This is a genomic window from Mesorhizobium sp. L-8-10, assembly GCF_016756635.1.
Taxonomy (GTDB): domain Bacteria; phylum Pseudomonadota; class Alphaproteobacteria; order Rhizobiales; family Rhizobiaceae.
Window position 1 is genome coordinate 596,900 of sequence record NZ_AP023263.1, and the last position, 21,490, is coordinate 618,389.

Here is a 21,490-nt window from a genome sequence, read left to right on the forward strand (position 1 = left end):
GGTCGCGCCCCCTTCGTCCCACCGCAAGTTCAAGCTTGACGCTACGCTAGAGGAGCTTTAGCTTTTCGGCAAGTGCAATTTTTTTCGGCATGCGAAAACTCATATGCGAATCGGAAAGCAGGAACAGGCCTTCACGGCCATTGCCACGTCGGATGCGGACACGATCACGATCCGGGGCCACGACCTGTGCTCCGAGCTGATCGGCCAGATCGATTTCACCGCCTATTTCTGGCTGCTCGTGACCGGCAACAAACCGACGGAAACGCAGATCGCCGTCACCAATGCCTGCCTCGTCGCGATTGCCGAGCACGGCCTCGTTCCCAGCGTCCAGGCGGCGCGCATGACGCTCGCCGCCGCCCCGGAAGCCTGGCAGGGCGCAATGTCGGCCGGGCTGCTCGGCATGGGCACGGTGGTGGCCGGCAGTTCCGAGGTCGCGGGCCGTTACATTGCCGGCATCCTCAACGCAAGCCGCGCGCCCGGCGCCGATCTGGACAGTGCGGTGCGGGCCAGTCTCGCGGACCTCAAGGCGCGGCGGGAAAAGGTGCCCGGCCTCGGCCACCCGCAGCACAGCGCGGGCGACCCCCGCGCCAACGTGTTGCTCAGCTTCGCCGACGACCGGGGCGTGTCGGGCGACGCCGTCGCCTGCCTGAGGGCGCTCGGGCGCATCGCGCCGGAATTGATGAACCGGCCGCTGCCGATCAACGTGTCGGGCGCTATCCCGGCGCTCATGCTCGACGCGGGATGGCCGGTCGAGGCAATGAAGGGCATTCCGCTGCTGGCGCGCGCGGCCGGCCTGGTCGCGCATCTCCACGAAGAGGCGCAGCGGTCGATCGGCTTCATCATGTCCCACCAGGCCGACCTCGCCATCAGCTATGACGGCCCTGGTGCCGCCACCTCGACGAAGCAAAGGTGAGGCCCCTGGCATGAAGATCCTCAAGGACGTCCGGGTCGTGGAGATGGGGACCTACATCACCGGTCCGGCAGCGGGCATGCATCTGGCCGACCTCGGCGCCGACGTGATCAAGGTGGAGAGGCCCGAGACAGGCGACCCGTTCCGCGCCTTCAAGGGCGGCCTCTACTCGCCCCACTACCAGACCTACAACCGCAACAAGCGGTCGATCGCGCTTGACACGAGCAAGCCGGACGACCGGGCGGTCTTCCATGAGCTGATCGGGACCGCCGACGTCTTCATCCAGAACTTCCGTCCCGGCGTGGCGGAAAGGATCGGAGCCGGCGAGAAGGAGTTGAACAGGCTCAATCCCGGCCTCGTCTACTGTGCGATCTCGGGGTTCGGCCAGAGCGGGCCGTCGCGCGACCGCCCCGCATTCGATACCGTCGCCCAGGCCGCCAGCGGCTACCTTCGCCTGCTCACGCCGCCGACCAATCCCCGCATCATCGGCCCGGCGATCGCGGACGCCGTCACCGGCCACTATGCCGCTCTCGGCATCGTCTCGGCGCTGCTCGAGCGCGTGAAGACGGGCAAGGGCCGCCGCCTCGACATCTCCATGCTGGAGGCGATGTGCCATTTCAACCTGGACAGCTTCACCCACTACTATTCCGTCGGCGAAGTGATGGGGCCGCTGAGCCGGCCCACGGTCTCGCAGTCCTATACATTCGCCTGTTCGGACAAGAAATGGATCGCCATCCACATGTCCTCGCCGCCCAAATTCTGGGAAGGCCTCGTCTCGGCGGTCGGCATGCCCGAATTGGCGACGGACCCGCGCTTCGCCGAGCGCATGGCGCGCATCGGGCACCAGAGCGAGCTGATCGAGGTGCTGACGCCCGTGTTCGCCGGGAAGACGCGCGAGGAATGGTGCGACCTGCTGCTGAAGCACGAGGTGCCGCACGCGCCCGCCTACGATTCCGACGAGGCGCTCGAGGATCCGCAGGCCGTTCACCTCAACATCAAGGTGGGCGCCGAGCACGCTGAGATGGGGCCGTTCACGACGGTGCGCGCGCCCTACAATTTCGACGGCGAGGCGGACCTCTCGATCCTGCCGCCGCCGATGCTCGACGAGCACGGCGCGGAAATCCGAGCCGAGCTCGAACGCAAGGCGGGTTGACGCACGATGGCGCGGGCACCGGAGAAGATCGTGACGAGGGAACGATGAAGCTCGGCGTGCCGGGCTGGAAATCAAGCGGTTTGGAACTGGGAGGAAACCGACATGCATAGACTAAGAGGACTGCTGCTCGCCGCGGCGATGGCATTTCCAGCCGTCGCCCACGGCCAGGAAGAGATCGAGCTCACGGTCGCGTCCAGCCACCCGCTGGTCATCCCCTGGGTCGGGATGATCAAGTCGGTCTTCATGGCCGAGACCGATCGCCAGCTCGCCGAGAAGGGCAATTACAAGATCAAATGGAACGAGGCGTTTGGCGGCTCGCTCTACAAGGCCAACGCCACGCTGACCTCTGTCCAGGAGGGTGTCACCGACGTCGGCTGGGTGTTCTCCTTCCTGGAAGGGGCCAAGCTGCCGCTCAGCCAGGCCTCGACCTACGCCCCGTTCGCCACCGCCAACCCGCCGGTGCAGCTCGAGGTGATGTCGGATCTGCTTGAGAACAACGAGGCCTTCAGGAACGAATGGGAGCAGTATGACCTGAAGGTGCTGGGCCTCACCGGCACGGACGACTATGACATCTATACCAAGAAGCCGATCGAGGGCGTCGCCGATCTGAACGGCATGAAGCTTTCCGCGCCCGGCGTGCTGGGGCAGTGGCTGCGCGGCACCGGAGCGAACGCTGTCGACGGCTCCCTGCCGACCTTCTACACCGACATCCAGACCGGTGTGTCCAACGGCGTGCTGTCGCTCGCGCTGGGCGTCCTGCCGGCCAAGCTCTACGAGGTCGCGCCCTACATCACGCGGGTGCGCATCGGCACCGCCTTCTCCGGAGCAGTGGCCATCAACAAGGACAGCTGGGACAGCCTGCCCGAAGAGGTTCAACAGGCGATGATCGCGGCGGGCAAGGCGTATACCGAAGCGCACGGCAAGGACCTGCTCGAGCGCCACGAAGCGGCCTTCGCCAAGATGGTCGAACTCGGCAAGGGCCAGAACCCGCCGGTGACGATCTCCGAACTGCCCGAAGGCGACCGGCAGAAGTGGGTCGACGGCCTTCCCGACATCGCCGGCGAATGGGCGGCCGATGCGGAAGCGCGCGGTCTTCCCGGCAAGGCATTCATGAAGGCCTATATGGAGGGCCTTCGTGCCTCCGGCGAGAAGCCCGCGCGGGACTGGGACAAGGACATGTAAGCGCTCGCTGGAGCGGCGGACGCACGGATGGAACCGGTGCTGCCGCTCCATCCATTGGTTCGGCATCGGATCCTCCCGGAACCGGGACCCGGTTTCGGGTCCGATGCTCCAGCGCAGGGGCAAGACATGCAGGTTGAACCCAACAGGACCGGCGCGGCGACGAATGGCCCGCCCGGCCGCAGGAATCCGATGCCGTTGTGGAACAGATGGGTCGACGGGCTGGCGGCCCTCGGCACCATCATGATCGTCTTCCTCATGGCGATCATCGTCGCCGACGTGATCGCCCGGAACATCATGGGCGCGTCCCTGCCCCTGATCGCCGAACTGGGAGCGCTGACCGTCGTCCTCATCGTCTTCCTTCAGCTTGGGACGGCGGTCCGCAACGACCGGCTGGCCAGCACCGAATTCTTCATGACCGCGATGTCGGAGCGGTGGCCCGGCATCGCTGCCGGGATCCGCGCCACCTGGGACCTCGCCGGGGCTGTTCTGTGTGCAGGCATCGCATGGTCGAGCTGGGGCATCTTCCGGCGCGACGTCGAGCACAGCGAGTTCATCGGCGTCATCGGCGTGCTGACCATGCCGACGTCGCCGTTCCGCGCGCTGATCTTCCTCGGCGCCGCGGTCGCGTCCGCGCAGTTCCTGCTGATGGCGGCGACCCGTCTGCGCCGGGCGGCAAAGCAGGAAGGCGGCGCGGAATGACCGGTATCGAGATCGGCATTGCCGCGATTGCCGTCCTGCTCGTCCTGATCCTGCTGGGGCTGCCGATCGGGGTGGCGATGATGGTCTCGTCCTTCGGGGCCGTCGCCTTCATCCGCAACGAGACCGTCGCCTTCAGGATGCTCGGCTCCGTCGCCAACGACAGTCTGGAGGAATATCTCTACGCCATCGTGCCGCTGTTCGTGCTGATGGGGCTTCTGGTCACCATCTCCGGCGTCGGCAAGGATACGTTCGATCTCTTCGAGCGCATGCTGCGGCGGTTCCGGACCGGACTGGGCATCGCCACCGTCTTCGCCAACGCGATCTTTGCTTCGATCACAGGCATATCCGTCGCCTCGGCATCCGTGTTCTCGCGCATCGCGGTGCCCGAGATGGTGCGGCATGGCTACACGCCGAAGTTCTCCACCGGCGTGGTGGCCGGCAGTTCGGTGCTTGGCATGCTGATACCCCCCTCTCTGCTGATGGTCGTCTATGCGGTGCTGGCGGAGGAATCGGTCGGCCGCATGTTCCTGTCGGGCGTGGGTCCGGGCATCCTCTTGTCCATCCTTTTCGCGGTCACCATCATGCTGATGGCATGGCGGCGGCCCGCCTCGGTGTTCGAACGGGAGGGGACGAGGGTCGATGGCCGCGAGACGATCGGCCTGCTGGACGGCGTGCGCAAGGGCGCGCCCATCCTCGCGCTGATGACGGTCGTGCTCGGGGGCCTCTATGGCGGCTTCCTCAATCCGACCGAGGCCGGCGCCATGGGCGCGCTCGGGGCATTGCTGATCGCTCTCGCGCGGCGATCCCTGACCCCGTCCAGCTTCTGGTCGTTGCTGGTCGAAACCGGTCAGATCACCGTCTCGGTGCTGTTCCTGATCGTGGCCGCGACCTTCTTCAGCCGGATGCTGGCGATGTCCGGCCTGCCGCTGGCGCTGGCCGAGTTCCTTATCGGCGGGACGCTCGGGCCATGGGGCTTCATGCTGGTGTTCATCTCCCTCGTCATCCTGATGGGATGTTTCATCGATTCGATCTCGATCATGCTGATCCTGCTGCCTATCGCACTGCCGGTCGCCCAGGCTGCCGGCTTCGACATGATCTGGTTCGGCGTCATGACCGTCATCGCGGTCGAGATCGGGCTGCTGACGCCGCCGTTCGGCCTGTCAGCCTACACGGTCAAGTCGGCGCTCAACGACCCCAGGCTGAGGGTCGGCGACATCTTCCGCGGTTCCTTTCCTTTCGTGCTCACCATGGTGGTGTGCCTGATCGTCCTGGCGATCTTCCCGCAGATCGCGACCTGGCTCGCGAGGCTCTGACGATGCACTCGATCCTTTGTCTTTGCGGCAGCCTTCGCGCCGCATCCTCGTCCAAAGCCGTGGTGGAGACGATCTGCCAGAAGCTTGCCGGCGAGGCCGGCTTCACCCGCTTCGATATCGGCTCGCTGCCGCACTACAATGCCGACCTCGACCCTCTGCCGGACAGCGTGGCCGCGCTGAAGAACGCAATCGCGGCCGCCGACGGCGTCATCATCATCACGCCGGAATACAACTATTCCGTTCCGGGCGTGCTGAAGAACGCCATCGACTGGGCATCCCGCCCAGCATACGCCTCGGTGCTGAAGGACAAGCCGGTCTTCATCGCTACCGTCTCGGGAAGCGCGATAGGCGGCGTGCGGGCGCAGGCGCATCTGAAGAACGTGCTCGGGGCCGTGCTGGCCAGGACCTTCGTCTGGCAGGAAGTGGCGATAACCCATTCCAACACCAAGGTGCGGGACGGCTATCTCGCGGACGAGGCCACGGAGACGTTTTTGTTCGAGGCGCTTCGTGCGTTCTTTCGTTCTCTCGGAAGACCGTGAAGCCGCCAGATTGCATATCGTCTCGCCCAACGAGACTCACGGCCGCCTACTACCGGCATTTCCTGCCGCGCATTCTTGAACAAGTCGTGCAAGAGCAACTCTGGACGGGCAGATGGCCGTCACGCGAGGACAGTCGTCGACTACACTCCGCGCCTATGCCACGGGTGCCGCCAAGAGCTGTTCTATGAACCGGAAGGCCGCCGGTCGGTTCTCCTCCCAGGTCGGTAGGATCTGGTCCGGCGGCAGGATGAAACCGCCTTCCTGGAAGGTGCGCGGCCTCAGTTCAACTGTGAAGGACGGTATGCCGTAGGTCCCGTAGGTCCAATCCGTCGTGTCGCCCGCAGTCGGGTAGAGCTCGGACGATTGCTGCGGGACATAGACCTTGCCATGCACCTCCTGGATAAGGGTTTGCATCTCCTGGGCCATCCCCACCATTTGCTCCCGGTGCTCAACGTCCGGGACAGGTCTGTCCGTGTAGCCCCAGGGGTAGAGTATGAGCTGAGAATAGCTGTGATAGGTGATCACGCCGGCGAAGCGTTCGCAGCCTATGAGATTGCGGACCGCCTGCGTCTCCGGCTCGGAGAAAGCCCGCGGGCCGACATAGGTCTCGTCGCTCGGCACGTGGCTGGAGGTGGAGACATCAAGAGTGCCCCACATGTAGCCATAGTTGCGGTTCGGGTCGACGCCGAACGATCCGTCGTCGTTCCTCCGGCGGTTCTTGCGCCAAAGCCGTTCCTGCGCCCGACTGTGTTCATGGCCGTCCGGGTTGACCATCGGGGCAACCCAGACTTCTCCGCTCGTGAGCCAGCCTGCGATCGTCGCCTCGTCGGCCCGCACGACGAGTTCCTTGGCGAGCAGGAAAGGCACTTCCACGGCGATCCACTCGCGCGCGTGGTGGCAGCCCATGAATAGGACTTTGGGAACACCGCCGCGACGGTCCCCGATCCGCAAGGCCAGTATGGGCCGGCCCTCGATGCTTCGGCCGATCTCGATCAGCTGGGCGATGTCCGGCCTCGCTTCCGCGAGCTGCCGCAGTTCCGCCTCCAGGCTGGCGGCCGAGTGATATTGTTCCGTTGCCTCCGCCCTGGCGAAGGTGGACAGGTGCCGCGCCACATCCTCGATCTGCTCCACGAGGTAGCCCATGCTGGACAGGCGGTCCAGCTGAGCCTCGGTTCCACGAAGGATCAGGTGATCCGGCTTGACCTCCCAAACGTCGATGCCCAGCGGTACTCGAAGAACGTCCCCAAGTGGCTTCTGCGGTCCCGAAGACGTGACCTTGGCGATGAGGCTCATATGTCCATTCCTCCGTTCGACAGAGCCAGCCCGATCAGGGACCCTCCGGTTGCCCGTCGGGGTGACAGGAGCTGGGTACGCCACTTTCCAGGTCGGCAATCGTGCGGAGGCGCTCGACGCCAGCCATTCGCCGGCGCTCGAGTTCGGCAATCGTCTGCTCGGAGACGGCCGCCACGACGGCGTCGGCTTCCCGTTCCCAGACGTCGAAGCTCAGTGGAACCTTCAGGAGATCGTCGACTGTGCGACCCGCGGCTGGAGTGAGACGAACCAGCCAGCGGACCGTCGCGCGCCCCGCCATATCAGGTGCTCCTCGGCCATGCAGCCTGTCGCAACTCTAGCGCCTCCCGAAGAGAGCTGCAACGCCGCGCCCCGACATGCCGCACCCCGAACCGGTAGGCGCACGCCCTGGGCGGCGACGCGGGCTGCCTGCCGGCGGCCAGCCGGATACCCATCGCAAACTTCTCCTCGTCAAACGCCCGGTTGGCTCACGCCGCGAACAGATGCGCCTGCGCCGGGTCAAACCGGAACGCTACGGCACTACCCGTCTCGAAAATCTCGTCCTGGGGTATGGCAGCCAGCGCCCGCGCGCCGGATTCGGTGTCGAGGCTGACGATCGTCTCCGCGCCCAGCCGCTCGACCAGCGAGACGGTGCCGCATATCGTGCCGTCCCGATCGGACATGGCCTCGCGCCGCAGCGCCTGCGGGCGCACGCCCAGGACCGCGCGCTTGCCGACGGCAAGGCCGCCGGCGGCGACGGAGACCGGTGCGACCGCGGCCGACTCGACCGTGGCCATGCCGGACGCGACATCCGTCACGGTCACGTCGAAGAAGTTCATCTTCGGGGATCCGATGAAGCCCGCGACGAACCGGTTGGCCGGCTTCTTGTAGAGCTCGATCGGCGCGCCGACCTGCTGCACCTTGCCGCCCTCGAGCACCACGATCTTGTCCGCGAGCGTCATCGCCTCGACCTGGTCATGGGTGACATAGATCATCGTTGCGCCGAGTTCCTTGTGGAGCCGCGCGATCTCCATGCGCATGTCCATGCGCAGGGCGGCATCGAGGTTCGACAGCGGCTCGTCGAAAAGGAACACGCGCGGTTTGCGGACGATGGCACGGCCGATGGCGACGCGCTGGCGCTGGCCGCCGGAAAGCTGCGCAGGGCGGCGGTCAAGGAGTTGCCCGAGCTTCAGGATGCGCGCCGCCTCGCGCACACGCATCTCGATCTCGGCCTTCGGCGTGCGATTGAGCGTCAGGCCGAAGCTCATGTTGTCGTATACGCTGAGATGCGGATAAAGCGCATAGGACTGGAAGACCATGGCGATGCCCCGGTCGCGCGGTTCCATGTCGTTACAACGCTCGCCGCCTATGAAGAGGTCGCCACCGGAGATGTCCTCCAGTCCGGCGATCATGCGCAGCAAGGTCGACTTGCCGCAGCCGGACGGGCCAACGAAGACGACGAACTCGCCATCCGCAATCTCCAGTTCGACGCCCCTGATGATCTCAACAGCGCCGAATGTCTTTCGAAGCTTGTCCAGTCGCAGGCCTGCCATGTCATGTCTCCGGGGAATCGATATTGCGGATGGCCCGCGCCGTCTGCTGCAACGCTTCGAAAGCTGCGAGCCGTCTCGAATGGATGGCCGCCGTGTCGACTGCCGGCTGGAACATATGGGGGCCGCCGGTCATCGCCGCCATTGCATCCGGCAGGCTCGCGAAAGCGCTGGCCGTCGTGCCGAGCAGAACGGGCCCGCCCATGCCGGTTTCGACGTCGACTCCGATGAAATGATGCCTCACCATGCGCGTATCCCGATGCGTAGCGCCGGCATCACGCCGACGCCTGTCCGGTCAGGCGGCTGGCGCCAGGTCGGCCACCGACGCGCGGCTGCCATCCGGATTGCGCAGGTAGACGCCATGCTCGAGCTGCTGGCGGCGTAGCTCGCCGACATCGATGTCTGCCGGGGTACGATTGCCGCGAACCGAGATCTTCGCTGCGCGTCCGACCGCCTCGCCCATCGCCATGCAGGTCGCCATGACACGGATCGCACCCATCGCCTCGTGTGTCGCCGAGATCGAGCGGCCGGCGACGAGCAGGTTCGTCACCTTCTGGGGCACGAGCGAGCGGTACGGGATGTCGTAGCAGTCGCCGCACCAGATCAGCGTGCAACCCTGGTCGCCTGGACGGTGGATGTCGATGGGATAGGAAGCAACCGCCACGGCGTCGTCGAAATGGCGGCAGGCGAGCACGTCCTCCTGCGTCATGACGTATTGACCGACGATGCGCCGCGTCTCCCGGATGCCGAGAAAGGGTGCTGTCTTCGTGAAGTAGGCCTGTTCGAAGCCCGGCACATAGTTGACGAGATAAGTGATGATATCGTCTATCTGGGCTCTGCCCTCGATCTCGCCATTGGTGAGGCTGCGCGCGTCGGTGCCATCCGTGCCGGCGACCCGCGTCATGTTGATCCAGACCTCGCCCTTCTTGAGGCCGGTGATGATGATCGTGCGCTCATTGGGGATCTTGAGGCCGCGCTCCTCCTTGGCCTTGGCCATCAACTCGCGCAGGCCCACCACGATGAACTGGTGGTTCTGGCCGAAATACTCTGCCGGAATGAAGTCGGTGAGATAGGTGCGCGCCTGCGGCGGCGCGTTCGCGATCGACATGCGCAGCTTGTCGGTATCGACCCCGCCAAGGCAGAACATCAGGGTTGGCGGCTGCATGCCGCCCTCGGCATTGCCCTTCTCGGTCGGCACACCGGCCCGATAGGCGACATCCGCGTCGCCGGTGCAGTCGATCACGACCTTCGCAAGAATTGCCGAGCGGCCGCTCTTGCTCTCGGTGACGATGCCGCGGATCGTGTCGCCATCCATCACGACACCGGCGAAGAAGGTGTAGAACAGCACGTCGACGCCGGATTCAGTCAGCATCTCGAGCGCCACCGTCTTCACAGCTTCGGGTTCCACCAGGGTGATGCCCATGTGCAGCGGGCATGGCCGGTGCTCGCTGGCACCGTCTCGTTCCCTGCGCAGGCGCTGGATGAACTTCTCCGGCAAGCCGTCGATGATCTGGTTGCCCTTCTGGCCGAGAAAGCCCAGCACCGGCAGGCCGATCGTCATGTTGCCGCCGACGAAGCTGCGGCTTTCCACCAGGCCGACCCGCAGGCCGTCCTCGGACGCCGCGAGCGCGGCCGTGAGGCCCGACGGGCCACCGCCGACCACGAGAACGTCGTATTCGGCCGAGATCGGGATTGAGCGGGCCGGTTCCTGGATGGAGCGGACTGCGGAGCTGGACATGTCTGTTTCCTCGGGTTTTGCCGGCCGCCACCTGGCACCGGCAAGGCATTTCCTGTTTGATCCAGCAGCCCGGGCCGTCGCCGGCCCGGGCGCACGTTCATCGCTGCTGTCAGGCTGGCAACAGCGGCTTGACCCGTTCGATGATGGCGGCCACCGCATCCTTCACCGGCTTGCGGCCGATTACGGCAAGCTGCACCTCTTCGAGCATGGTCGCCTGCGCGCGTGCCGCCTCCGGGAAGGGCGGGAAGGCGCCGCGCGCGTTTGCAAGCACCTTCGCCTCGACCTCGGCCACGGGGTTCTTCTGTGTCAGTGCCGGATCGGCATAACTCGACACGCGCACCGGGCCGTTGCCGTTGAGCGCCATGCCAAGCGTGACCCGCTTGCTCGACACCTCCTTGATGTAGGACCAGGCGAGTTGCTTGTCCTTGGCATTCTTCGGAATGACCATCGCCCAGGCCTCCGTGACCGATGCCATCGGCATCTTGCCGGCCAGGATGGCCGAGATCGGGAACTCGATGGCCTTGATCCTGCCCGGGTACTTGCTCTGCTCCGGATTGTTGAGCTGGGCATTGCGGGCGAAAGGGAGCACGGTGAAAGCTGCACGGCCTTGCTGGATCCACGTCACCTGGTCATCGTTCTTGGTGGTGGCGTAGTTGCGGGGCAGGGCGCCTGCTTCGAACATGCCGCGAAGCGTTTCGAGCCCCTGCTCCATGGCGGCCGGATCCGGCACGAGCTGGAAGTCCCTGGTGATGAAATCGCCGCCGAAAGCGCGTGCGAACATCACCGGGAAAACTGCGAGGTCGCTGGCGAGGATCATGCCGGTCACCGGGGTGCCGGCCGCCGAGGTGAAGGTCGTCTTCTTCGCCTGTTCGACGAGTTCCTCGAGCGTGGCCGGCGGCGCGGAGATGCCGGCCTCCTCAAGCAGTTCCTCGTTGTAGAACAGGCCCTGGGTGGCGTGGCGCACTGGAATGCCGATGAGCTTGCCGTCGACCGTCATGCCCTCGACGAGGCCGGGCGCGATATCCCCGAAATCCTCTATCGGATCATCCTTGAGCATGCCATCCAACGGCTCGAACAGCGAAGCGATCTCCGAGGTCGGCCGGTTGTCGACCATGTAGCCGACGCCGTAGTCGGTCTCGCCCAGGCTCGCCTCGCGGAACAGGCGGTCCATCAGCGGATTGGAATCGAGGGTCGTGAAGACGATCTCGGCGGCGTTGTCGGCCCTCCAGCCTTTCATCAGGTCGCTGTCGGTTCCGGTGCCCAGAACTGTCTCGTGCACCTTGTGGCTGAGCACGTTGAGCGTCTTGCCCGCTGCCCGCGATGGACTGACGGCAAGTGCTGCCGCACCGCCCAGCGCGGTTCCGAGAAAGCCGCGCCTCGTTATGTCAAGATTGAACGCTTTCATGGTCGTTTTCCTCCCTTGCAGACGGATCTTCATCCCTTGGTGGCGCCGGCCGTCAGCCCGGCGACGAGATAGCGGTTCATGAGCACGACGAAGAGCAGGACGGGCGCGAGCTGCACCGTGGAAGCCGCGAACAGGATCCCCCAGTCGACGCCGTCGATGGAGCCGATCATTTCCGAAATGACCAGCGGCGTGGTCTTGGCGTTGGTCGCGATGAAGATGAAGGCGAATAGGAACTCGTTCCAGGCGAACACCACCACGAAGACGGCGACCGCGAGGATGCCGGGAGCGGCCAGCGGCACCACGACGCGCCGCAGGATGGTGAGACGCCCTGCCCCGTCGATCTCGGCGGCCTCGTCCAGCTCGCGGGGGATCTGGTCGATGAAGGTGCGCATCAGCACCGTGCCGAGCGAAACGAAGAAGGTGGCGTAGAGAACCATCAGCACGACATGGGTGTCGTTGAGTCCCATCGCATTGACGATCGGGAACAGCGGCAACGTCACCACGATCGGCGGGATCAGTCGCACGACGATCAGGAACATCACGCTGGCATTGAGGAACCGGCCGGAGTTGCGCGAATAGACGTAGCCGGCGCAGGTGCTTGCGATCACCGCCAGCGCCGTCGCCCCGGCCGTCACGATCGTGCTGTTGATCAGCCCGTCGAAGAACACGCCCCAGCGGTTCCACAGCGAGGCATAGTGCTCGAAGGTGGGCGTGAACAGGTAGGCCGGCGGGACCGCGAAGATCTCCTGCCCCGGCTTCACCGACGACATCACGATGAAGGCGATCGGGAACAGCGACCAAACGAGCAGTGTGACCACCGCCGCAGCCTTCCCCACCCCGATGACAAGCCGTTTAGTGCGCATTCGTAGCCACCTGTCTGCGCAGAAGGAAGACATAGCCGGCGGCGAGCAGCAGCGAGGCGACGACCATGATCCAGGCGGTCGCGGCGGCGGTGCCGAAGGCGTTGTAGCTGAAGGCTTCCTGGTAGAGATAGACGGCCACCACTTCGGTCGACCGGGCCGGCCCTCCGCCCGTCAGCAGCCACACCTCCGAGAAGATGCGGAAGGCAAAAATGTAGCGGAAGAGCAGCGCCACCGCGATCGCCGGCCCCAGCAGCGGCAGCGTAACGCGCCGGAAGGCCTGGAAGGCGGTCGCACCGTCAATTCGCGCTGCCTCATAGAGGTCCCTGGGTATCGCCAGCCGCGCGGCATAGAGGATGATGAAGGTGAAGGGCAGATGCAGCCAGATCGTGAGCAGCGCGATCAGGATCATCGCGTGCGTGGGCTCGAACGACCAGTCGAGGATCGGCAGGCCGAGCGCCTGGAGGGCCAGCGTCACCGGTCCGGCCGATGTGTCGAACAGGAAACGCCACATCACGACCGCGATCACCTCGCTGACCGCGTATGGCGCCAGAACGGCCACCAGCAGGAAGCGGCGGAACGGCAGGCCGCTCGCGAAAAGCAGCGCCACCAGAAGCCCGATCGCAAGCTCGATGTGGACGGCAAAGACCACGATGATGACGGTGTTCCACAAGGCGCTGCGAAAGGCCGGATCGGAGAGCACGCGGATGTAGTTCTCAAGGCCGACCCAGGTCGGTGCCTGGCCGAAGCTCGACTTGGTCACGCTCAGCCAGATCACGAAGATCGACGGGACAACGATGACGCTCAGGATCAGGACATGAACCGGAGCGACCAGCGGCATCAGCCGGGCCAGACTTCTCTTGCGCAAACGGTCCTCCCTGACCCTGTGCTTGCGTTGGCGCCTGCTTCGTTCCCGATCAGTGGATCGCTGATTGGCCAGCGCCGTCCGCATCCTCGTCCCGTAGCGGCGGAGCGGAAGCGGGTACGCCTTCCGGTGCTGCGCCAAGATTGCGCACGGAATCGCGAACCTGCAGCGACGTCTTGAGTTCGATCGGCTGCGGCGCCGACTCGTCGCCGGCGATCCGCGCCTTGAGCCTGTTCCAGATCGCCCCAGCCATCTCGTCCACGGGCTGGCGGATCGCGGTCAGGGCGGTCTTGCGCGCGCTCATCCAGGCATAGTCGTCGAAGCCGATGATCGAGACCTGCTCGGGAATGTCGATGCGTCGGGCTGCGAGCGCCGACAGCACCGCCAAGGTCGTCACGTTGGTGAGCGCCAGAACGGCGGTCGGGCGCGCGTGCCGCTCGAGCCAGTGCAAGAAGAGCTCGGCGCCGCGTTCGCCATTGGATCCCAGCTCGATCACGGTCGCACCCCGCCCGATCGCCTGGCGCAGAAAGGAGTCGGCACCGCGCACGCGTTCACGGATGGGAACAATGGAAAGATGCGACGCCGCGATGACCACGTCGCAATGACCCATCGAGGCCAGGTGGCGGGCCGCAATCTCGCCAGCCTCCGCGTTGTCGATCGTCACCGTGTCGGCGAAGGCTCCTTCGCTGTCGACACGGTCCGCGAGCACCATCGGGAGGCGGTGCGCCTCTTCGGCGAGGACCTCGGGGACGTCGTCGGTACAGGGCACGGCAACGAGCCCCGACGGGCGCCAACCCAGCAGGGCGCGTAGCCGCGACTTCTCGAGTTCGGCATCGTCGCGCGAACTCGCCACGATGACATCATATCCGTCTTCGCGCGCCTTCACCTCCAGCCGCGAAACGAGCGATGTAAAGAACACGTCGTCCAGGTCAGGTACGAGCACACCTATCACCTTGGCCTGTCCGGAGCGCAGCTGCGAAGCGGCGCGATCGACATGGTAGGAGAGCTCGAGCGCCGCACTCTCGACGCGTTTGCGCAGTTCGGCATTCACCGGCTTGGAACCCGAAAGGACGTTCGAAACGGTGGCGATCGAAACGCCCGCCCGCGTGGCAACGTCCTTGATCGTCGACCTCTTGCGACTCATGAAAGAGCCCTGTTAAACGTTTTACAGTTAAACGTTTTACTCGCCTTTTTTGACCAAATCAATAGGCATGGACGGGCGAAGCGCCGCGCGCGTCGACCGTTCGGGCGGAAATCATGCGGATCGCAGCTCTCCGCAATCAAGGTCACATGTCGTGGCCGTTCTCGGGCGTCCACGCTGCCACAGCCAAGGTCAGGATTGGGAGAGCGAATGAGTGCCAATGTCTTGACGTGCCTTCGCCGACGAGCGCGCCGTTTCGGCCCACGGGCACGCGTTTGATCTCGCTCGCCCATCAAGGCGGCGATGCGGGCGAGCGACGTCTCCTCGCCGACCTTCGACGCGGTCTTTGCATCGATCACGGGCATATCCATCGCCTCAGCTTACGGCCCCCGTATGCGCCTCGGTGCTGGATGTCTTCGTTGCCCCCGTCTCGGGAGGCACGATGGGCCGTTCTGGCCAGGACCTTCGCCTGGCATGAAATAGCGATAACCTATCCCAACACGAAGGTGCGGGACGACTTTCTCGTGGAGGAAGTCACGGAGACGTTTCCGTTCGAGGCGCTTCGTGCGTTCTTTCGTTCTCTCGGAAGACAATTGAACTGAAACCGCTACTTGTCCGCGAACTCATCGAGGCTCGCTTCAGAAGCCGCGCGGCGGCCAGGGGGTTTGTCCGTCTGTCCGCGCGGTTCTCACGAACGCCCCTCCTCGAAGCGATGCCGACACCGATCTGGCGCGAATGATGTCGCGAAGCCGCTGGCAAGCCTGCCTCTCGACCTCTGCCGTCAGCCTCACGTGCCACGACGCTGGGTCAGCGCCTGAAGCCGCGGCCCTCGGTCGAGCTCATCCACGTGCCTTTTCGCTCGCGGCGCTCCCTGGCCGGGCCACCGGACCCTGATCGTCGTGCGCGCCGCGGCCGAGGAGATGGGCCGCCGAACGCCACGCATGATGCGCCAGCCGGTCGAGCCGTCGTGAGGCTTCGATCCGCGCGAAGGCATCCGCCGCAGTCAGCTTGCCCGGAGCGACGGAGGCGAGGGTCGCGGCACGGTGGTCCCGCTGCAGGGCGTCGAGTGCCTTGGCCGCACCCTCCGCGTCAGCAAGGGCCGCGGCGACCTTGGGCGAAACGCTCCAACCGATCGGTGCCGCCTGTGCGCCCAGCGCGGATTCCGAGGTGATCGAGCGCCCGATCACCTGTGCCCCTCGCAGAGCCTCTACGCACAATTCGCCGGCGCGAAGGTCGTGGAACGTTCCGATCGGCCGCCTTGCGGGCCCGTCGTCCATCAGGATCTCCACGAGACGTGAAGCGTGATCGAGCGCATGCAGCGTGCTTGTCATGCGCAGCCGCTCATTCTCCGTCCCGGGCGGCTCCTTCAGAGCGGTCAGAAAATCCTGCACTTCCCCCAGCGTGGCGGCGGCCGCCGCTATTTCCCGCGCCACAGGGCCGGCCCCGCCCGAAAGCCCCGCCGAGACCGAGGCGGCGGTTGTCGAGAGGACATCCGCCACGACACGCCGGGCAGTCTCGACGGCGATCACCGGACTGACCAGCGCGCTTGGGTCCAGCGCACGCTGAAGCGCCGTCTGGCTGGACGGCAGGAGCCGCTCCACGATGCGGCTGAACCACTGCGTCGCCGGAAGGAGCACCGCGACCCCTGCGACATTGTAGGCGGTGTGGTAGGCGGCAAGAAGCGTCACCCCGTCGACGGAAGCGACAAGGGCATTCATCAGTGCCGCAGTGAACGGAAATGCAACGATCGCTATGAGCGCCGCTATCGCCTTGAACAGCACATAGGCGAGGGCGAGGCGCTTCGCCATCGTACCGGCACCGATGGCCGCCAATGCGGAGCTCGTCGCCGTCCCGATATTCTGGCCGATGATCAAAGCCGCGCCCTGCTCCAGGCTCACTGCCCCGGCGTAGAAGGCCGAAATGGTGACGGCGATGGCGGCCGTCGAGGACTGCATGACCGCGGTCATCGCCAGGCCGACGACGACAAGGGTCATGAGGCCGACCGACCCTGCGATCCAGCCAACCCCTGGCGCGCCCAGCACCGCTGGAAGGTCAGACGGATGCAGGCTCTCCGCGAGGCCGCCCATGCCCTGCTGGAGCGTCGTCAACCCGTAGAGCACCAAGGCGAAGCCTGCGAGCGCACCGCCGGCCGCCGCGATCCGTCCGCCCGCCAGCAGTTTGGCCAAGGCACCAACGAAGATCATCGGCAGCGCGTAGGCCGAAAGCGAGACGCGGACACCGATCAGGGCGACGAGCCAGCCTGTACCCGTCGTGCCGACATTGGCGCCGAAAACGAGACCAAGCCCCTGCGAAAAGGTCAGAAGCTCCGCGCTGACGAGGCCGATCGTCGTCATCGTCACCGCGCTTGAGGACTGCACGAGCAGCGTGACGACCGCGCCCCAGAAGGCGCCGGAGAGCGGCGTGGCGGCTGCTTTGGCGAGGACGGTGCGCAGGGCCGATCCCGCCAGAGACTTCAGGCCGTCGGTCATGACGGCCATGCCGAGCAGGAAGAGCCCGACGCCTCCGAGAATGGCAATTGCCGTCGACATGCCCGTCTCCTCCCCTCCGCTTCGGCCTCAAGCTCGTCGGCGTCATGGCGCCAGCCGACACTATGCCGATAGCCCGCCGCTGCACCGACGCTCCCCGTTTCCGAAAACCCCTCAGATCTGCAGACATCAGAGCGGGCACCGATACGTGACCGCAACAATCACGACACTTCCTGAGGAGAAGCGTCCGGAACGGATGGGGGAAGCCGCTGCGGGGTCCTTGCTTTCAGCCAGCGTCCCGCCGTTCGCCGCCCTCCTGCTCCGTTGTGGAGAAATGCGCGACCACGCCCTCCACGCCCCGCACGCCTTCGGCGACGACGCGCGCTGCCCGCCGGCATTCCTCGGCGTCGACCTCTCCCCACAGATGGACGATGCCGTCCGCGACGGTGACGGAGATGTTCAGGTCTTGCAAGCCAGCATTCTCGTCGAAGCGGGCGAGGATGCTGCGGCGGATGGCTTCGTCGCCGCGGGTGGTGTCGGGCAATTTCGCGGTGGCGACCGCATAGAGTAGGTCGGCCCGGGTGACGATGCCGACGAGCGTGCCGTCGCGGAGGACGGGCACGCGCTTGATCTCGCGCTCGCCCATCAAGGCGGCGATGCGGGCGAGCGACGCCTCCTCGCCGACGACAACGGGAGCCGGCGTCATCACGTCTGAGACGCGCCAGGAATGCGCCTTCACGTAGGATCTGGCTCTTTGCTCGCGATCGGCCTGCTCCTGTTCCGGCAGGACCATGCCTTCGAGCCCCAGTTCCGTCCGGCGCAGCATGTCGCCTTCGCTGATGATGCCGACCAGCCGTCCCTCGTCGTCGACGACGGGAAGACCGCTGACGCCATTTTCCATCATGATCTTCGCCGCGTGCCTGATGCTGTGGTCGGGCGAGACGGTAACGACCTTGGTCGTCATGACGTCCTTGGCTTTCATGGCTGTCTCCTGGGGTGGACCGGGGCCATGCAGATTAGGTCGGATCGTCGCCTGCAACTACCCCTCAGAATGCCCACCGGGCCGCGACCCTGCGTCGCCGCCAAGGCCGGCTCCTCAGCCGATGAACAGGGTAGCTGCTCTGCTCGCGCCGCCAGGGCTTGCTTCAAGCGCCTCGAAGGTCAGGCATCAAGCCTGGGCTGCTTCATCGAGGCCACCACGGCTTGCTCGATTTTGAGGCCGTGACCGGCGGGGACCGAGACGGTCGCATCGGGAGGATGCTTTACGAAATTGTCCTTGCCCTCGTCCCACGCCATGATGAACTCTCCGTGGTGACGTGTCCCGCCGGGAGATCCGTCAGGAAGCGGTAGGTTGCCATTGGGGCATGCTCGACCGGCGGCGACGAAGGATGAGGGCGACGGCGCGCGCGTCCGGCGCGGCATGGGAGGAATATCTTGAGATTCCTGAACCGCCTGTTCAACAGGCTTCTCGTCCTTTGTCTGGGTGTGCTGAGCGTCTGGCTGATCGTCTTCGTTGTCTTCGACACCGCCGACAACAGATTGCCGTGGATCCTGGCAGTGAGCCTTACATACGGCCTGGCCGCCTATGTCATCCTGCCAAACGCCGTCCGAATAGGCCTGAAGATCCTTCATCGGAGATTGATCCCCAGATACACGATCACCGCAGACGGGCTGCCCGGCGATCCCGTAAATCTCGTGCTCATCGGCACACTTCAACAACTCCGCGATGCTTTCGCGACAGCGGGCTGGTCGACGGCCGATCGCCTTGATATCGCAAGCTCCTGGCGAATGACGCGAGCGTTCCTTTTCAATTCTCCGTATCCCACAGCTCCTTTCAGCACCCTCTATCTCTTCGGGCGCAAGCAGGACATCGGTTTCCAGCAGCCCATCGACAACAGCCCGCGCAAACGCCATCACATCCGTTTCTGGGCGCTGAGCCTCACCCATTCCGGGGACGATATGACGGCAGCAAGCTTCTGGCTGAATACGGACAGACCGCCGCCCGATCAGCGCGTATTGTGGGTCGGGGCGGGCACGAGAGATACCGGGCTGTCGCTGACCCGGTTAACATTCCAGATTACACATGCCACCGATTCGGACACAAATGCAGAACGCGACTACATAGTCGCCCAGCTGAGATCAAGGCGGGTGATCGGGGATGTCGCGCTTCACCAATCCGGTTCGCGTTTGCAGATCGGGCATGTCAACCACTACGTTACCGATGGTGCGATCGCCTTCGCCAGCCTGACAGAGTATTGAACAAGCAGAACCTGCGGAGCAGCTCGATGAGGCTTGCGCAATCAGCCGGTATCGCCTGCGCGGCTCATACCGCTGCATCTCTGAACGTGGAGACGTCGGCGCCCAGTTCCTCCTCGCCGAGGACCCCGCGATCATCTGCCAACCAGAGAGCACCGGCCTGGCGATGCGGCTACCCCTTCTGCTCTTGATGAACGCACTTGACGGCATCGCGATAGGGGCGGCAGCGGGGTCCGTTGCAGAATCGCTCGGATCGTCGACCCCGGCTGGCCGCGCGATGAAATGCCGGAGAACGCAGCAAAGCCATCGTGACACAGGCGCGAGAAACCGACAGTTTAAGTAAGATTTTACCTTGTTGCATGCTTCTTCTTGCCCCTGATGCTGCGTTGCGGGAACCATTGACCGGGCGGACGAGTTTCTTACTCCAATAGGGCTTGAGGCAATGTCACGCAGCAACGGCAACCAGCCGACCCGGATATCGGCGCAGATCAGACGGCAGATCGGCACGGCCGAAAACAAACGGTTCCTGCGCGCCATGCCGCTCTTCAAGGTTGATCCGGAACTTCCCGAGACGCTGGATCACCTGCTCGACGAACTCGACCGCGCGGAGAAACGGAAGAGGCGGAGATCGTAAGGGTGGCGATCCCTGAGGTCACCCGCGCGGGCAGCCGGAAGCGAAAAGGACGTTCCGGCGGTCAGGCGGCAATCTTGCGCAGATCGCCATGCCTTATCTCCGTGCCCAGCACTTTCAGGCATTCGCGCATGAAAGCCGAAAGGCCGGGCCATCCCTTGGCCGAAACCAGATTGCCGTCGACATGGGCACCGTTCGGAGCGACGTCGACATATTTTCCGCCTGCCAGGGTCACTTCCGGCTCGCAATACTGAAGAGCGGCGACTTCCTTGCCGCGGACCACGCCATCGACGGCAATCAGGATCTGCACGCCATGGCAGATCGTGAAGATCGGCTTGCCGGCCTCGTGGAAGTGGCGGACGATCGCCTGCACCCGCTTGTCGATGCGAATGTATTCCGGGCCGCGCCCGCCGGCGCAATACACGGCATCGTACTCTTCCGGCTTCACCTCGGCGAAACCCTTGTTCAGGATATAGTCGTGGCCGAGTTTCTCGGTGTAGGTCTGGTGGCCTTCGAAATCGTGCAGCGAAGTCTTGATGACCTCGCCGGCCTTCTTGTCCGGACAGACCACATGCACGGTGTGTCCGACGGCATGCATCGCCTGCTCGAAGACGAAGATTTCGTATTCCTCGCTGAACTCCCCGACCAGCATCAGGATCTTCTTGCCCGACATTTTCTCTCTCCTCCCGTTCGATAGAATTATTTCGGTATGCGAAATAATTCTTGGCATCGTAAGGCGGAATAGCGGAAAGAGGAAGTCGACGGAGCGGGAATATTTGGGCGCGCAGGATACCCCATCCGACCTCGCGGAGCGCCCACGGGTCTTGCCTTCGGCAAGCCCCAGGACAGGCTCCGCGCGGTCGGATGAGGGGTATGCAGCGCGCCAGAGCTTTGAAGTCGAGCGCCTGCCTGCCCTGGCCCGATCTACCCGCGGCTGCGGCGCCAGGAATAGCCGGCGCCCTTGGTGGGTTCGGCGGCCGGCTTGGTCGCGGGCTGATAATAAAGCGGAATGCCGCCGGTTTCGCCCTTTTCCAGACGCTCGATCAGCACGGGGTGGGACACTTCGAACTCGTCGAAGCCAAGCCTCAGCATGTGCGGGAGCTGGTCGATCAGCACCTGGCCGACCGCCCGGATCGGGCCTTCGAAATTGTGCCGGCGGCGCAGGAGTTCGGCCTTGGAGAAGCTGCGGCCGTCATTGAAGGCCGGGAAGGCGAGCGCCACGAGAGTAAGTTGGTCGAGCAGGCCGGCGATGGCGTCGAGCTGTTCGCCCGGCTGCAGGAGCACGCCGAGCCTCTCCTTCGCCGATTTGCGGGTCTCCTCGTCGAGGGCGAGGAAGACCTGCAGCGGCAGGACGAAGCGGCCATTGGCCAGCAGCGCCTCGGGAGAGTCTGCATGGCGCCACTCGTCCTCGCGAAAGCCTGCAGGCGTCCAGAGGCGGGTTGCCGCCTCAGCGTTCGGTTGCGACATGAACA

At 64.9% G+C, this 21,490-nt stretch carries 22 protein-coding genes; 8 read left to right on the top strand and 14 right to left on the bottom strand.

Features of this window, described 5'->3' with window-relative positions:
* Positions 1-103 precede the first annotated feature (103 nt).
* From JN280_RS02725 to JN280_RS02750, 6 genes are all read left to right on the top strand, one after another.
* Positions 104-913 carry a citryl-CoA lyase gene (locus tag JN280_RS02725; RefSeq protein WP_202309996.1) on the top strand — a complete coding sequence of 270 codons (810 nt, stop codon included), beginning with the start codon at positions 104-106 and terminating at the stop codon, positions 911-913.
* A 10-nt stretch (positions 914-923) separates the two neighbouring features.
* On the top strand, positions 924-2,063 hold the full coding sequence (locus JN280_RS02730) for a CaiB/BaiF CoA transferase family protein (protein WP_202309997.1): 1,140 nt from the start codon (positions 924-926) through the stop codon (positions 2,061-2,063).
* 102 nt (positions 2,064-2,165) lie between these two features.
* A complete protein-coding gene (locus JN280_RS02735) occupies positions 2,166-3,245 on the top strand; it encodes a C4-dicarboxylate TRAP transporter substrate-binding protein (RefSeq protein ID WP_202309998.1) in 1,080 nt (359 codons plus the stop codon).
* A 126-nt stretch (positions 3,246-3,371) separates the two neighbouring features.
* The gene (locus JN280_RS02740) at positions 3,372-3,944 is read left to right on the top strand and encodes a TRAP transporter small permease subunit (RefSeq protein ID WP_244742836.1); all 573 of its coding nucleotides are present in this window, start codon (positions 3,372-3,374) and stop codon (positions 3,942-3,944) included.
* Positions 3,941-5,257 (top strand): TRAP transporter large permease, encoded by a 1,317-nt coding sequence (locus JN280_RS02745; protein ID WP_202309999.1) that lies wholly within the window; start codon positions 3,941-3,943, stop codon positions 5,255-5,257. Before JN280_RS02740 ends, JN280_RS02745 begins: the two co-directional genes overlap by 4 nt.
* Positions 5,258-5,259: 2 nt before the next feature.
* The gene (locus JN280_RS02750; protein ID WP_202310000.1) at positions 5,260-5,796 is read left to right on the top strand and encodes an NADPH-dependent FMN reductase; all 537 of its coding nucleotides are present in this window, start codon (positions 5,260-5,262) and stop codon (positions 5,794-5,796) included.
* A 153-nt stretch (positions 5,797-5,949) separates the two neighbouring features.
* Here the strand turns inward: JN280_RS02750 and JN280_RS02755 are convergent, their stop codons facing one another.
* From JN280_RS02755 to JN280_RS39915, 12 genes are all read right to left on the bottom strand, one after another.
* Complete coding sequence (locus JN280_RS02755) at positions 5,950-7,089, bottom strand: M14 family metallopeptidase (protein ID WP_202310001.1); 1,140 nt, start codon at positions 7,087-7,089, stop codon at positions 5,950-5,952.
* Between the two features lie 34 nt (positions 7,090-7,123).
* Positions 7,124-7,387 carry a hypothetical protein gene (locus JN280_RS02760; protein ID WP_202310002.1) on the bottom strand — a complete coding sequence of 88 codons (264 nt, stop codon included), beginning with the start codon at positions 7,385-7,387 and terminating at the stop codon, positions 7,124-7,126.
* Between the two features lie 187 nt (positions 7,388-7,574).
* Complete coding sequence (locus JN280_RS02765; RefSeq protein WP_202310003.1) at positions 7,575-8,639, bottom strand: ABC transporter ATP-binding protein; 1,065 nt, start codon at positions 8,637-8,639, stop codon at positions 7,575-7,577.
* 1 nt (position 8,640) lies between these two features.
* Positions 8,641-8,883, bottom strand: coding sequence for a hypothetical protein (locus JN280_RS02770; protein ID WP_202310004.1), 243 nt, complete (start codon positions 8,881-8,883; stop codon positions 8,641-8,643).
* Positions 8,884-8,931: 48 nt separating this feature from the next.
* A complete protein-coding gene (locus JN280_RS02775) occupies positions 8,932-10,374 on the bottom strand; it encodes an FAD-dependent oxidoreductase (protein WP_202310005.1) in 1,443 nt (480 codons plus the stop codon).
* A 109-nt stretch (positions 10,375-10,483) separates the two neighbouring features.
* A complete protein-coding gene (locus JN280_RS02780) occupies positions 10,484-11,779 on the bottom strand; it encodes an ABC transporter substrate-binding protein (protein ID WP_202310006.1) in 1,296 nt (431 codons plus the stop codon).
* A gap of 29 nt (positions 11,780-11,808) precedes the next feature.
* On the bottom strand, positions 11,809-12,642 hold the full coding sequence (locus JN280_RS02785; protein WP_202310007.1) for a carbohydrate ABC transporter permease: 834 nt from the start codon (positions 12,640-12,642) through the stop codon (positions 11,809-11,811).
* Entirely contained in the window at positions 12,632-13,507 is an 876-nt protein-coding gene (locus tag JN280_RS02790; RefSeq protein WP_244742839.1) for a carbohydrate ABC transporter permease, read from the bottom strand. The genes JN280_RS02785 and JN280_RS02790 overlap by 11 nt, the downstream gene beginning before the upstream one ends.
* Positions 13,508-13,556: 49 nt before the next feature.
* Entirely contained in the window at positions 13,557-14,648 is a 1,092-nt protein-coding gene (locus tag JN280_RS02795; protein WP_202310008.1) for a LacI family DNA-binding transcriptional regulator, read from the bottom strand.
* Between the two features lie 836 nt (positions 14,649-15,484).
* Positions 15,485-17,194 (bottom strand): Na/Pi cotransporter family protein, encoded by a 1,710-nt coding sequence (locus JN280_RS02800; protein WP_202310009.1) that lies wholly within the window; start codon positions 17,192-17,194, stop codon positions 15,485-15,487.
* Between the two features lie 223 nt (positions 17,195-17,417).
* On the bottom strand, positions 17,418-18,113 hold the full coding sequence (locus JN280_RS02805) for a CBS domain-containing protein (protein ID WP_202310010.1): 696 nt from the start codon (positions 18,111-18,113) through the stop codon (positions 17,418-17,420).
* 179 nt (positions 18,114-18,292) lie between these two features.
* On the bottom strand, positions 18,293-18,427 hold the full coding sequence (locus JN280_RS39915) for a hypothetical protein (RefSeq protein ID WP_274609062.1): 135 nt from the start codon (positions 18,425-18,427) through the stop codon (positions 18,293-18,295).
* 138 nt (positions 18,428-18,565) lie between these two features.
* On the opposite strand from JN280_RS39915, the gene JN280_RS02810 reads away from it, so the two are divergent.
* Positions 18,566-19,390: an LssY C-terminal domain-containing protein gene (locus tag JN280_RS02810; RefSeq protein ID WP_202310011.1), complete on the top strand. Its 825-nt coding sequence runs from the start codon at positions 18,566-18,568 to the stop codon at positions 19,388-19,390.
* Between the two features lie 439 nt (positions 19,391-19,829).
* The gene (locus tag JN280_RS02815; RefSeq protein ID WP_202310012.1) at positions 19,830-20,021 is read left to right on the top strand and encodes a hypothetical protein; all 192 of its coding nucleotides are present in this window, start codon (positions 19,830-19,832) and stop codon (positions 20,019-20,021) included.
* A 61-nt stretch (positions 20,022-20,082) separates the two neighbouring features.
* Here JN280_RS02815 and JN280_RS02820 read toward each other — a convergent pair whose 3' ends face one another.
* The gene (locus JN280_RS02820) at positions 20,083-20,691 is read right to left on the bottom strand and encodes a DJ-1/PfpI family protein (protein WP_202310013.1); all 609 of its coding nucleotides are present in this window, start codon (positions 20,689-20,691) and stop codon (positions 20,083-20,085) included.
* A gap of 251 nt (positions 20,692-20,942) precedes the next feature.
* On the bottom strand, positions 20,943-21,485 hold the full coding sequence (locus JN280_RS02825; RefSeq protein ID WP_202310014.1) for a DUF934 domain-containing protein: 543 nt from the start codon (positions 21,483-21,485) through the stop codon (positions 20,943-20,945).
* Between the last annotated feature and the right edge of the window lie 5 nt (positions 21,486-21,490).